This is a genomic window from Clostridium sp. (genome assembly GCF_029267215.1).
In the GTDB taxonomy this organism is placed as follows: Bacteria; Bacillota; Clostridia; order Clostridiales; family Clostridiaceae; genus Sarcina.
Window position 1 is genome coordinate 37,948 of record NZ_JARIDH010000035.1, and the last position, 13,821, is coordinate 51,768.

The following is a 13,821-nucleotide window of genomic DNA, read 5'->3' on the forward strand; positions in this document are numbered from 1 at the left end:
CCTCCTTTAATATAAAATATATAAAATTTATCACTTAAAAATAATAATAGCACATATTGATTATTAAAAAAAATCAATACATGCTATTTTTTATCTTGCCCAATCATTAAGATTATCTTTCATTTCTTGTAAACTATCCATTAATGTATATCCATCACTATCATTTTTAGCTATATGCTTAACAATTCCAAAGGGTCTTTGTAAGCTTAATTTTTCATCTCCTGTAATAACCCAAAGAGTTCTATAGTTTATAGGTTTAACCTCTAATTCCTTTTCTCCCACACCGTCTGTAAAATAAACTAATATATGATTTCTCATATTATTTTCCTTAATATATCTAAATACTGGGGAGAATTTTGTTGATCCATTCTTTTTACTTCTTGGTTTTATATCCTTTATTCCTTTAAGATTATAAACTCTTCTTATCTCATCATCACATTCAATAACTTTTATTTCAGCACTTTTATTTTTAACTATACCTAAAACTTCAACTATTATATTTTCAAATTCCTTATCAGAAATTGATGCTGAAACATCTATTGCTATTAGTATTTTTGGAATAGAGCTTGGAAGCTTTCCTCTTAAATCTAATCTTTCTGGAAATCTTCTATCTTTTCTTGTAATAGTTTTTCTATAACTTCCTCTAGTTGTAGGAAGTATCTTTTTTAAAAATTCACTCCATTTAATTTCTGGTTTCTCTTTCATAAGAAGTATAATTTTCTCTAAATCTTTAGGTGCCTTACCTTTATAAGCATTTATTGCTGTTTTTTTAGTTAATCCTTCAAGACTATCTAAGCTTAAGGAAACCTCTTCCCAAACCTCATGAGACTCCCCTTGATCTACTAATCCATTAGCTTCTCCATCTTTATCTACTATTCCATACTTCTTTCTTCTTTCTATAGCTTTTTGTATTTCCTCAGCATACTTTTCCATTGGCATATCTTGTTTTAAGTCTATATTATATTCTAAGTTAACATAGTCTAACCTCTTACTATATGAAGGTAAGTTTTTAATATACTGGTTTATGGCTATATCCATAGCTATGCTTACTGCAAGCTTAGAATATTTTCTACTTAAAGCTTTTTCTCTATCATAATGAGACATCATTATATGATATACTTCATGCTTTAAAAGAGCCTGCATTTCCTTTAAATCACACTCAAGTATTATTCTTGGATTAAAGGCCATAGTAAAGTGACCAACCTCCGGTTTAGTTGCTATAGGCCACTTTATATCTTTTCTTATTATTCTTTTAACATGAATAAGAAACTGACCAAAAAATGAATTTTCTTTATCATATAAAGAAATTATAACTTTCTCTATAAGATTCCAAAATTCTCTATTAAAATCTTCAGTTAACTCTTTATTTTCTTCCTCAGCATCTATTGCTATGTTAAGAAGTTTTCTTCTAGTTCTCTCAAAATCCATAAGATTTTTCACCACCTAGCTATATATATCAAAGAATGCCTCTAAGAACTTATCTTCCTGTAATAATTTATTGTAAAGCTCTCTTGAATGATCACTTTTGATCTCTTTCATTATTCCAAGTCTTAAATCCTTTGGATAGCAACTTAATAAATCTGAAAATACTCCAAGTTCTTCCTCATATTCCTCTAAAGACTCAAGGTAGTTAAGTGCACTCTTTGCTATAATATACATTCTTGAGTGATTTTCACTCATTATTCTTTCTCTTACATTAAATCCTAAAACCTTACTTTCAAATATTTCTTCATTTGAAATAATAGGTTTATTTAAAGTATTTATATATGCCATAAATTCTTGTGCTATAGTTTGACCTACGTTGCCTTTTAAAGCTCCATAAAGTATTTCTTTTGAAAATGTCTTTTTATTTTCTAAATAAACTTTATAAGCCTTAGAAACCCTCTCCCAACTTCTTGGAGTGGCTTTTATAGTTTCTAAGGAATTTGGAGTATGGAAGTATTCTGGGAAAGTTGATAAGAATTCAATTATATGCTCATGTATATTACCTTTTCCCATAGCCCAACTCATCCACTCTTTCAAATTAGAACTTATATCTATCCAAACAAATCTATCTTCCTGTGCTGGGTCCATATCAATAACTTGATAATCACTATCTTCATAGTTATCATACTTATTTGATGGATTCATAGCTGCAAGTATATAAACATCTTTATCTAAATTATAACCATTTATTTCTCTATTTAAGATAAGATTCATAAGTTCTTGTTGAACTGTATGTTCACATCTATTTAACTCGTCTATGAATAATAAAACTCTTTCTTCATTTTTTATATAATTATCTATTTCCATAAGTTTAACATGTGTTGCATATTTTGTTATGCTTTTTTCTTCTTTTCGTCCATTAGAAATAAAAGCTTTTTTTTCAACTACTGGTAATCCACCAATCTCCCCTTCTTTAAGAAGACTTCCATCTATAGTTACTAAATGATAATTATTTATTTTACAAAGCTCTCTTGCTAGAGAAGTTTTACCTATACCACTTTCCCCTATTAAAAGAGGTACTTCCCCTGTCATAAGAACTAAATTAACTGTACTTAACGCCTCTTTAAAATCCATCTTAGTCTTACCTTCTTTCTCTCTAGTTTATATTGATAACATACTGTCTACTAATATTACTTTTGCTTGTTTACTTCCGTGCTCTTTAATAAACTCCACTTTATTCATTTCTAAAACTTCTAAATCTAAAAAATCTAAAAGATATTTTTCATCAACATCCTCCTCATTTACCTTTTTCATTAAGATATCAATAACCATATCAATATCTAAACTTTCATAAAGATATTTAACTACATTTATGTTATCTCCTATAAAAATCTCTAAATCCTCATATGTATAATTAGGCAAGAAATTTATGGCCTCTGCATCTTCCTTAACAGCCTCTCTCATAGCTTCTAAAGTTGGCTCCTTAACAAATTTTATTGCTGTCCAATGATTTTTTACTGCTATAAGCTGAACCTCTGCTGAGGGCTCTTCTATGTACTTTATAGAATCATAATCTCTTTCAACAGCCATCTTCTTTAATTTCTCTGAAGGATTTTTAACAAATTGAATTGCCCATCCTTTTGTTTTTATAGCTTCTTCTTTAACTTTTTCTGTTGGTTCCTTAATAAGTTTTAATGAATTCCATAAGGATTTAACAGCTAATATACATATTTCCTCTGATGGTTCCTTAACATATTCTATAGTTCCAGGATTTCTTCTAACAGCCTCTTCCTTAACTTTTTCATATTGATTTTCAATATATTGAATTGTAAAAGGATTTTTCTTAACTGCTTCTAACTGAATCTCCTCTGAAGGATTTTTAATTTCTCTTATATATAAAGGATTTTCCTTAACCTTTTTCTTTAGTTCTAAATTATCTATATTACTCATAATACACATCCTTAATTTTAATTTATATATTTAAGTATCAGCTTTAGACTCTCTAATAATATTACAAATTAAAGCTTTTATTAATTTCTGCATTTATGTAACAATTATCTAAAATATGTTTTATAAAATATGATTTTATAATATTTATTATATAATAATTATTATTAATAATAAACCCCTTTTATACATAAAAATACCGCCTTAAATTCAAAGGCGGTATTTTAAATATTTAAAACTATTAAATATTAAATTTATCTATATCTCTTTGAACTGCCTGTAAAAGGTTGTTAAGTTCCCAAACTTCTCCTTCTTCTATAAGTTTATTTAAACTTATTTGATATCTTGAAGCCTCTGCAACCTTACCTATAGAAATAAGAGTTAGTATGCTGTTCATTATGTTTGTTATAACGTCTGACTTAATCTTAAATAAAGTTTGAGCATCCTTTATCTCGTCCTTTATCTCAATCATTTCTTCATCTAGCATAAAAGCTGCATCTGCTGCTCTTTTTAGCTTAAATTGTATATCCTTTGGCAGATTTTTTTTATATTTATAATTTAGAGAGTGTTCAATTGTAGCCCAGAAATTCATGGCTAAAGTTCTTATTTGAAACTCAGCTAATATATCTTTCTGCCCCTCTGCCATATTTATAGGATATCGTATAACCACATGATAACTTCTATAACCACTTGGTTTAACATTACTCACATAATCCTTCTCATAAAGAACTTGCATATCTTTTCTATTTCTTATTAGTTTAACAACAGTATCTATGTCATCAACAAACTGACACATTATTCTTATACCTGCTATATCCTCCATCTCATACTGAATTCTATCAACAGGAATACTATATTTGTTAGCCTTTTCTAATATACTTGAAACCTCTTTTACCCTTCCAGTTACAAATTCTATTGGAGAATATTCATTTTTTCTTCTAAATTCTTTCCTAATACTTCTCAACTTTACCTTAAGTTCACTTACTGCCTGGTCATAAGGAGTTAAAAAGTCTTTCCAATTTTGTATAGCCATAGAATCACCTATCTCCCTAACTCTCTTAGAGAATTTTTAACAAACTCTCCTCGATAATTATAACAAAAAAAGTATAAAAACTAAATATTTGAAAATTTATTTTTAATCTAATATTTTTATAGGATCAAACTCTATGTAATCACAGCTTGTTAACTTATAATCTATTCCATCTCTCTCTTCATTTAAAATTTTTCCTCTAAGAGCCATTCCATGAAGGTGACCATATATAACTATGTCTACTCCAAACTCTTTAAAAAGCTCTATAAAAGCTGAATCCTCAAATTTTTCATTTGTAGGTGGATAGTGAACCATACAAATTATGTTCTCATAACCAGCCTTCTTAGCTTCTTCTAAAGAAAGTCTTAGCCTAATTTGTTCTCTATCATAAATCTTTCTATCTTTTTGAGTGAATTTATCAGAACCTTCACAAATCCATCCTCTACTTCCACATATTGCCCAATCTTTATATGTAAAAAAGTTATTTTGTATAAACTTAGTATTCTCATACATATTATTTAATTTTGTTATACTTCCCCACCAATAATCATGATTTCCTTTTATTATTATCTTTTTTCCAGGAAGTTCATTTATCCAATCTAAGTCATCCTTACTCTCATCAGCTTTCATTGACCAAGAAATATCCCCTGCTATTAAAACAGTATCTTCCTCTGTTATTTTATTTTCCCAATTTTCCTTTATCTTTTCATGATGGTTTATCCACTTATCACCAAAGATATCCATAGGCTTATCAGTATTAAGTGCTAAATGCAAATCTGAAATAGCATATAACGCCATATTTCATCACCTTTCATCTTCTATTTTGTCAGTACTTTATTATACACTTTTATTAATTATATACACAAGTTTTCTAACTAAAGTGATAAACTCTAAAGCCTAATTTCAACTTTATGTATTCCTATAAATATATCTCTTAATAAAACTTCTTAAAAATTAATTTAACTCTAAAAAATTATATGAAAACACCTCAAACTTTTTCTTTAAAATTTAATAAGTTCTTTATTTTTTTCTCAAAAAAAATTACTCCGTTAAGTAGATTTTACACAGTCTTTTATACCGTGTCTACTTAACGGAGTGTATCTCAAAGTATGAATGATAAAACTTACAAATAATATGAAGAGAATATATAGATAAGCTTTAGAATTTAAATTATTACGTAGAAAATATCACCTTAAAAAGCTTAGATTATTTGAAGGGTATCAAGTTTCTAAGCTTTAGTGATATTTTCTTAGTAATGATTATAAACCCTTAGCAAAATCAGTTTTTCTTGGAATATATTTGTAAGTTTTATAAAAAGTCATTTTGATAAATACCCTTTTTATTAAGATTAAGCTAAAACTATCTTATTGTAGTTTTTCTTACCTCTTTTTATTAAGGCTTCTCCATTTTCAAAATCTGACTCTTCTAAAGTCTTTTTGAAATCTTGAACCTTTTCACCATTTAATGATAATCCTCCTTGTTTAACAAGTCTCTTACCTTCTGCCTTTGATGGCATGATTCCAGCTTCAACTAAAACATCTAAAAGTTCAGTTCCAAGCTTATCTTTTCCCATTTCGTAAGTTGGAACATTACTCATGTCTCCACCTTTTCCAAATAAAGCTTCTGCAGCCTGAGACGCCTTAGTAGCTTCCTCTTCACCATGTATAAGTTTAGTTACCTCAAAGGCTAAAACCTTCTTAGCTTCATTTATTTGAGCTCCCTCTAAACTTGAAAGTCTTCTAACCTCATCCATTGGAACGAATGTTAATAATTTTAAGCATTTTTCAACGTCTGCATCATTAACATTTCTCCAGTATTGATAGAATTCGTATGGAGAAGTTTTCTCTGGATCTAACCATAATGCCCCATTAACTGTTTTACCCATTTTTTGTCCTTCTGAGTTAGTTAATAATGTACAAGTCATAGCGAAAGCACTTTCCTGTGATTTCTTTCTAACAAGCTCAACACCAGCTATCATATTTGACCACTGATCATCTCCACCTAATTCCATTTTACAATTATATTTTTTATTTAAAACGTAAAAATCATATCCTTGCATTAACATGTAGTTAAATTCTAAGAATGAAAGTCCTCTTTCAAGTCTTTGTTTGAAACATTCAGCTGAAAGCATTCTGTTTACTGAAAAATGAACCCCTACCTCTCTTAAGAATTCAACATAGTTTTGATTTAATAACCAATCTGCATTATTAACAAGTATAGCTTTATCATCTGAGAAATCTATGAATTTCTCCATTTGCTTTTTAATACAAGCAACATTGTGAGCTATAGTCTCATTAGTCATCATTTTTCTCATGTCAGTTTTTCCACTTGGATCTCCAATTGTAGCTGTACCACCACCTATTAAAGCTATTGGTCTATGCCCAGCTTTTTGCATATGTGCCATGAACATCATTGCTATGAAGTGACCCACATGTAAACTGTCTGCTGTTGGATCAAATCCTATATAAAAAGTAACTTTTTCCTTTTCTAAAAGTTCTCTTGTTTCAGCTTCATGAGTAAACTGTTTTATGTACCCACGTTCCATTAACGTATCTAATACATTAGCCATTTGTTATCCCTCCAAAAAAATTAAATCCAGCCTAATTACTGGTATTGCTTTTTAGCATATCATATATCATATAGTATATCCTTTATTAAAATAATTCTCAATTGATTTGTAAAAAAAATAAGGGTCTATATCAAAATATAATAATAAAACTTTATTTTGATACACGCCCTTATTCTATGCATAGTATTTAATATTACCAAAATACTATGACTATTATCTATATTAATAAATTTGTTTTCTCTTTAAATTTTAAATTTATGCTACATATTTTTTTATATCATCTGGTATACTCTCTTTCTCTCCATGAATTGTTAAAAATACGTTTACATTAAACTTTCTACTCAAACATTCTATTTTTTCTAAATAATAACTAAATTCCTTTATATTTATTTCCATTAGTATATCTGCCATACTATCAATATATATACTTTCAACATCATAATCTCTTGATACTATTCCTTGTAGAAAACCATAAAACTCTTCACAATTTTTAATACAATAATTATTCATGGATATTAATCTAACTTTTTTATTAAGTTGAAGCATTCTTTTGTTATTATCATCAATAAATATAACACTTCCCTTTGCTTTTTCACTCTCTTCATTAGCTAAATTAACTAAGTTCTTGCTTTTCCCAGTACCTCTTTGGTTAAAGAATAATCGAATCATCTTTACCACCCCTTATTGATGTTTTTATCAGGTAAAAACTTCCTTTTATATATATTATTCACTAACTATTAAAATTATTAATTTATTAAATATAAATTTAGATAAAACAAATAATAGAAAGCCTATAAAATATTATAGGCCATAGACTTTCATTATTTACATTTAAATTTAAAATAATACTAAAGAGTATTTCCTGTAATTGTTGTTCCATCTATTTCAACTTTTACATTCACTTTTAGATTAGTTATTTCTATAGGTTCTTTAAGTAATATTTCATTTGGATATTTCCTATAAAATAAGTTATTGGCATTAACAATATCTAAATCATCTTTTTTAAAACTTTCAAATAACATTTCTAAATGTTGTTTTATAGTATTTTCCTCTTCAGCCTGAAGAAGATTTAATAATTTTTCATCAACTATAAGTCTTGACTGCGACTCCCCTATAGAACAATTTATTTTTATATCTTTATATAAAGTTATCTCCTCTCCATTATAGCTTATGGATGTTTTTGTTTTTGCATTAGATATATCTAAGGTAACAAAAGTATTAGGATCCTGTGGATTCATGGCTTCTAAAGTTCCTTTTTTTAGTTTTCCGATTAAAAGATTATAACTTAACCCTTCATCTGCACTTATTCTTCTAACAAGTGCTTCATTCTTAAATAAAGCTCCTCCACTTAATTCTAATCTCTTTTCTTCCATATCATCTCTTATGCTAAGGGCACCTAAAACCATTAGATTTCCATAATTAGTTCTGCTTTCTAAGTAATCATTGGCATCTATAGCTATTATTCTAGGATTTTTCTTCATTCTATGAACTAAGTCATCAATGAATACACCTAAATATTCCTCATCAACAGTTACATCATTTAATAATTCCTCTGGAGAGCCAAATAAAACAAACATATACGGTCTAATCATAAACTCTTGATTTTTATCTATTATATCTATATATTTTTTTATTCCATTTTTAGCTGCTTTTTCAGTAAATATATATCCCTTACATTGTGTAAAATCAAGCTTACTGCTTGAATACATATTTATTTCTGTTATAGCTTCTAAAACGGTTTTCCCAGTTCCTTTATAAAGTACTCTTCTCCCCTTATCAGAGCTATCATTTGAACTTCTATAAGGTTTAACGCAATCTAAGTAAATATCAATATTTCCCACATCATTTTCATCAAATACCATGCTTGTTACAAAAGTAACCTTATTTATATCTTTGTAATTATAACATCCCATAAATAAGGTTCCAGCAATAATTAATACTAATAAACTAATTATAACTTTCTTTAGGTTCATTTCTACCATCCTTGCTAACTATGTTTTTTGATATTTCATCAAGTTTTCCCCTAATTATAATATCTTTGAATTTATATCTATTTAATGTTCCTAATGGGAATAAGTATTGATATTTACAACTTCTTAAATGAGCTAAGTGAGATAATAAAACAGCGCCTATTAATACAAAGCCAGGTATTCCAAAAAATGATGAAATTATAACAATTATAATACTCCATATAGATACTGCTCCATAAAGTTTAGGGATTAGAAAATAGCAAACTGCACCAAGTGCCACCACAACAATGGTTATTCTTGAAGCTATTCCAGCCCCCACTGCTGCATCACCTAAAATTAATCCAGCAACTAAACTCATGGAAGTTCCTATTGGTTGAGGAAGCCTTAAACCTGCCTCCTTTATAATTTGGAATAAAAGCATCATTATTATTACCTCTGCTACAATTGGAAATGGCACCCCAGCCCTTGCAACAGCTAACCTAAAAACAAACATACTAGGCAATACTGAAAAATGATGAGTAACCAAGGCAACATACATTCCTGGTAAAAACATTGCAATAAAAAAAGCAATCCACCTTAAAATTCTAGTAAAGCTAGTAAAATACCTATTTAAATAATAATCATCAGGCGTTTGAAAATTCTCTATAAAAAAGAAGGGAACTGTGATAACAAAAGGTGTTCCATCAACTATTATTGCCACTCTTCCTTCTAATAATTTTGCTGCAACTTCATCTGCCTTCTCTGTATATCCTACAGTATCAAATAATGTTTTATCTTCTCTTAATTTAGCCTCTATATAATTAGTGTCTAAAATAAACTTATAATCTAAATTTTTTATTTTTTCTCTAATCTCATCTACTAAATCTTTAGGTGCTTTATTTTTTATGTATGATATGCAAACAACTGTCTGAGTTTCTTCTCCTACATACAAAGGTTCAAACTTCAAATTATAATTTTTTATTCTTCTTCTAAGCAAGGTAACATTATCAACAAAAGCTTCATTAAACCCCTCTCTAGGCCCTTTTAAAACTGCTTCTGTTACAGGAATTCCAACACCTCTTCTCGTATATCCTTTTGTTTCACAATAAATTACCTTCTCATGATTTTTAAAGATTATTATTACATCTCCAGATAAAACATGTAATAATGTGTCATTATTATCTTTAGACCAATTTGTTATGTTTATGTCTATAACCTTAGTCATAATATCATACTCATCCTTAACCCCATCTTTTACTAAAGTTAATGGCTTTACTATGTATTCACTTATAAATTGGGTAGAACATAAAACATCCATAAAAACTATGGTAGCTGGTCCTAATGCTGTTTCCACCTCCCTATACTTAACATCAAAACTGTCTTTTAATTTTTCTTTTAAGAATTCTAATTGCTTTTGCATTTTATTTATCACCCAAAAATATTATCCGCTATTGTTATGTTTAATATTCATTATTTTGAGAATACTAAACTTTGAAAATTATAAAAGAAATGAGGTGATTTATTTGGGAAAACTGACAGCAAGACATTTTATATTTTTTATAATTGCTGCAATAAGTACATCTTTAGTGAATTATACATCCCTATTCATAAAGCTTGGGGGGAGGGATTCTTGGATTTTCACCATATTATCAGGAGTTATTTTCTTTTTTATAAGCTCCTATATATTTAGTGTAATATCAAAAATAAATTATTATGATTTTAAAGAAACTTGTTACATAGTTTTAGGTAAAGCATTAGGAAACTTTTATATTTTAATATTCTCATTAACCTTAATTTTAGTATGTATAGAGTCTGCTTCTTTATCTTCTTCATCAATTAACGTGAATATTTTTTCAGAAACACCAATTTGGTATTGTTTATTATTTTTCATGATTACAGTATTTTTAATTGGTAAAAACAGATTCAATAGCCTTCTTATAATATGTATTGTTTCTATGAGTGTTGTTGTTTTAGTAAATATATTGCTATTACTATTAAATATTCAGTATATTGACTATACATTGTTAACACCAATATTTAAGGATAGAAGAATTTCAGAATATGTTCTTTGTGCATTAATTCAATTAGGTTCTTTATCAACCTTAGCAATTGTACTTCCTATAATTCCGAGGATAGATGATAAAAAAAATCTAAAGAAAATTTCAATAAACTCAATTTTATTAACATCTATTTGTATTGCAATATTTGTTATTATACTTATTTCTACTCTAGGTTCATTAAGAAGTGAGAATATTTTCTATCCTCAGTTTATTCAAGCTCAAAGAATATACTTTGGAGGATTTGTTGAAAATGGTGATATTTTTGTTATGATATCTTCTTTACTTTCATGGGTTGTTAAATATATAATTACAACATTTTCACTATACACAATTTGGAAAGATAGAATAGGTCATAAAAGTAATTTTATAGCCTTAATTTCAATTATTGTTTATGCTTTCTCTTATTTAGCTGCTAAGAATGTTTATACTCTTTTTATACTACTTAAATACTATCAATACATACTGTTAGTAGTATTTTTAATTTGTCCTTTAATCATTTATATAATTGCTAGTTTAAAAATTAACAAATTTAAATATTTGAAATAAAAAAGTATTGTATTCTTTTTTCTATATGATATAATCTACTTATAAAATAAAATTTAGTAGATATTTAATTATTTCTGTCCTGTAAAATTCGATTTTATAGTATGGTTAATAAAAGGGTCTAGTAAATTTTACAGGAGGTAAAAGAAATGGAAGATAAGAATTTAGTATGTAAAGACTGTGGAAAAGATTTCGTATTCACTGTAGGAGAGCAAGAGTTCTTCAAAGAAAAAGGATTCGAAAACGATCCAGTTAGATGCCCAGCTTGCAGAAAAGCAAGAAAAGCTCAAAAAATGAATAGATAATTGATAATTAACGAAAGTTTATTCATAAATTAAAAGTTCTGCATTTTGCAGAACTTTTTTCGTTGTTCTTTCATAAAACCATTCTAATTTGGAAATATTATATAAAGCAATTTCCAAATTACTCTACCGAAATTTCTATCAAATTTTCCATATGAAGTATATTATTGCTTTATTTTAACAATATTTAAGTTTTAAATTTAATTATAAATATATTTATTGAAAAGTACATACTCAAATTTGTAATATATTATAGATAGATTTAGCTTTTTATGGTATATTTATGAGTATATAAAAATGCGAGAAAAGGGATGATAAACAATGTCAAACGCTGAAAACTCATCAAATTTTATAAGAAACATAATAATAGATGATTTAAATAGCAAAAAACATGATACTATAATAACTCGTTTTCCACCAGAACCTAATGGATACTTACATATAGGTCATGCAAAATCAATAGTTTTAAACTTTGAATTAGGAAAAGAGTTCAATGGAAGAACTAACTTAAGATTCGATGATACTAATCCAACTAAAGAGGATACAGAATATGTTGAATCAATTAAAGAAGATGTTAATTGGTTAGGATATAACTGGAGCGAGCTACATTTTGCATCAAACTACTTTGATGAAATGTATAAAAGGGCTATTCTTTTAATAAAAAAAGGGAAAGCTTATGTTTGCGATTTAACAGCTGAAGAAATTAAAGAATATAGAGGAACACTTACTGAGCCTGGTAAAGAAAGTCCTTATAGAAATAGATCAATTGAAGAAAACTTAGATTTATTTGAAAGAATGAGAAAAGGTGAATTTGAAGATGGAACTAAGGTTTTAAGAGCCAAGATAGATATGAGCTCTCCAAACATTAATTTCAGAGATCCTATAATCTATAGAATAGCACATGCTAGCCACCATAACACAGGGGATAAGTGGTGCATCTACCCTATGTATGACTTTGCTCATCCACTAGAAGATGCTATAGAAGGAATAACTCATTCAATATGTACTTTAGAATTTGCAGATCACAGACCTCTTTACGATTGGTTCGTTAAAGAATGTGAAATGGAAAGTGTTCCAAGACAAATAGAATTTGCAAGACTTAATATCACTAATACTGTTATGAGTAAAAGAAAACTTAAGCAATTAGTTGATGAAGGTATAGTTGATGGATGGGATGATCCTAGAATGCCTACAGTTGCTGGTCTTAGAAGAAGAGGATACACTCCTAAGTCAATAAGAAATTTCTGTAAAGCTATAGGTGTTGCTAAGGCTGATTCAACTGTTGATTCTCAAATGCTTGAGCACTTCATAAGAGAAGATTTACAAGAAACTGCCCCAAGAGCCATGGCAGTTATAAATCCACTTAAATTAGTTATAACTAACTATCCTGAGGGAGAATCAGAAATACTTGAAATAGAAAATAATCCTAAGGATGAATCAGCAGGTAAAAGAGCTGTTACATTCTCAAGAGAACTTTATATAGAGAGGGAAGACTTCATGGAAAATCCTCCAAAGAAATACTTTAGATTATTCCCAGGAAACGAAGTAAGATTAAAAGGTGCTTACTTTGTAAAATGTAACGAAGTTATCAAAGATGAAAATGGTGAAGTTAAAGAAATCCACTGTACTTACGATGTAGAGACTAAGAGTGGATCTGGATTTACAGGAAGAAAAGTTAAAGGAACAATCCACTGGGTTGATGCTAACAATTGTATTCCTGCTGAATTTAGATTATATGAACCACTAATCTTAGATGACTGTGAAGAAAATGAAGGAAAACACTTCCTTGAGCAAATAAATCCAAACTCATTAACTATATGCAATGGATTTATTGAGCCAAATGCTAAAGATGCTAAAATCCAAGATAAATATCAATTATTTAGACATGGATACTTTAATGTTGATCCTAAGTTTACTAGTGATGATAACTTAGTATTCAACAGAATAGTTTCATTAAAAAGTTCATTCAAAGTTAAATAATATAAAAAGACCAGGT

Annotated in this window: 12 protein-coding genes; 3 read left to right on the plus strand and 9 right to left on the minus strand. The window is 28.2% G+C overall.

Annotated elements, in window-relative coordinates; genetic code table 11:
* Positions 1-90: 90 nt before the first annotated feature.
* The 9 genes from Q1K13_RS05805 to Q1K13_RS05845 all read right to left on the minus strand — a co-directional run bounded on the left by Q1K13_RS05805 (position 91) and on the right by Q1K13_RS05845 (position 10,340).
* Entirely contained in the window at positions 91-1,428 is a 1,338-nt protein-coding gene (locus Q1K13_RS05805; RefSeq protein WP_300348419.1) for a vWA domain-containing protein, read from the minus strand.
* A 15-nt stretch (positions 1,429-1,443) separates the two neighbouring features.
* Complete coding sequence (locus Q1K13_RS05810) at positions 1,444-2,559, minus strand: AAA family ATPase (protein ID WP_300348420.1); 1,116 nt, start codon at positions 2,557-2,559, stop codon at positions 1,444-1,446.
* A 27-nt stretch (positions 2,560-2,586) separates the two neighbouring features.
* The gene (locus tag Q1K13_RS05815) at positions 2,587-3,375 is read right to left on the minus strand and encodes a hypothetical protein (RefSeq protein ID WP_300348421.1); all 789 of its coding nucleotides are present in this window, start codon (positions 3,373-3,375) and stop codon (positions 2,587-2,589) included.
* 238 nt (positions 3,376-3,613) lie between these two features.
* The gene (gene yjbM, locus Q1K13_RS05820) at positions 3,614-4,405 is read right to left on the minus strand and encodes a GTP diphosphokinase (protein WP_300348423.1); all 792 of its coding nucleotides are present in this window, start codon (positions 4,403-4,405) and stop codon (positions 3,614-3,616) included.
* A 102-nt stretch (positions 4,406-4,507) separates the two neighbouring features.
* Positions 4,508-5,200, minus strand: a complete 693-nt coding sequence (locus Q1K13_RS05825; RefSeq protein WP_300348425.1) for a metallophosphoesterase — start codon at positions 5,198-5,200, stop codon at positions 4,508-4,510.
* A gap of 550 nt (positions 5,201-5,750) precedes the next feature.
* Entirely contained in the window at positions 5,751-6,971 is a 1,221-nt protein-coding gene (tyrS, locus tag Q1K13_RS05830; protein WP_300348427.1) for a tyrosine--tRNA ligase, read from the minus strand.
* Positions 6,972-7,226: 255 nt separating this feature from the next.
* Positions 7,227-7,640 carry a hypothetical protein gene (locus tag Q1K13_RS05835; protein WP_300348429.1) on the minus strand — a complete coding sequence of 138 codons (414 nt, stop codon included), beginning with the start codon at positions 7,638-7,640 and terminating at the stop codon, positions 7,227-7,229.
* 179 nt (positions 7,641-7,819) lie between these two features.
* A complete protein-coding gene (locus Q1K13_RS05840; RefSeq protein ID WP_300348431.1) occupies positions 7,820-8,944 on the minus strand; it encodes a Ger(x)C family spore germination protein in 1,125 nt (374 codons plus the stop codon).
* The gene (locus Q1K13_RS05845; protein WP_300348432.1) at positions 8,919-10,340 is read right to left on the minus strand and encodes a spore germination protein; all 1,422 of its coding nucleotides are present in this window, start codon (positions 10,338-10,340) and stop codon (positions 8,919-8,921) included. The genes Q1K13_RS05840 and Q1K13_RS05845 overlap by 26 nt, the downstream gene beginning before the upstream one ends.
* Positions 10,341-10,434: 94 nt before the next feature.
* Here Q1K13_RS05845 and Q1K13_RS05850 point away from each other — a divergent pair, with 94 nt between their 5' ends.
* The 3 genes from Q1K13_RS05850 to Q1K13_RS05860 all read left to right on the plus strand — a co-directional run bounded on the left by Q1K13_RS05850 (position 10,435) and on the right by Q1K13_RS05860 (position 13,805).
* Positions 10,435-11,526 (plus strand): GerAB/ArcD/ProY family transporter, encoded by a 1,092-nt coding sequence (locus tag Q1K13_RS05850; protein ID WP_300348433.1) that lies wholly within the window; start codon positions 10,435-10,437, stop codon positions 11,524-11,526.
* 146 nt (positions 11,527-11,672) lie between these two features.
* Complete coding sequence (locus Q1K13_RS05855) at positions 11,673-11,828, plus strand: zinc-ribbon domain-containing protein (protein ID WP_300348435.1); 156 nt, start codon at positions 11,673-11,675, stop codon at positions 11,826-11,828.
* Between the two features lie 318 nt (positions 11,829-12,146).
* Complete coding sequence (locus Q1K13_RS05860) at positions 12,147-13,805, plus strand: glutamine--tRNA ligase/YqeY domain fusion protein (RefSeq protein ID WP_300348436.1); 1,659 nt, start codon at positions 12,147-12,149, stop codon at positions 13,803-13,805.
* The last annotated feature ends 16 nt before the right edge of the window (positions 13,806-13,821 follow it).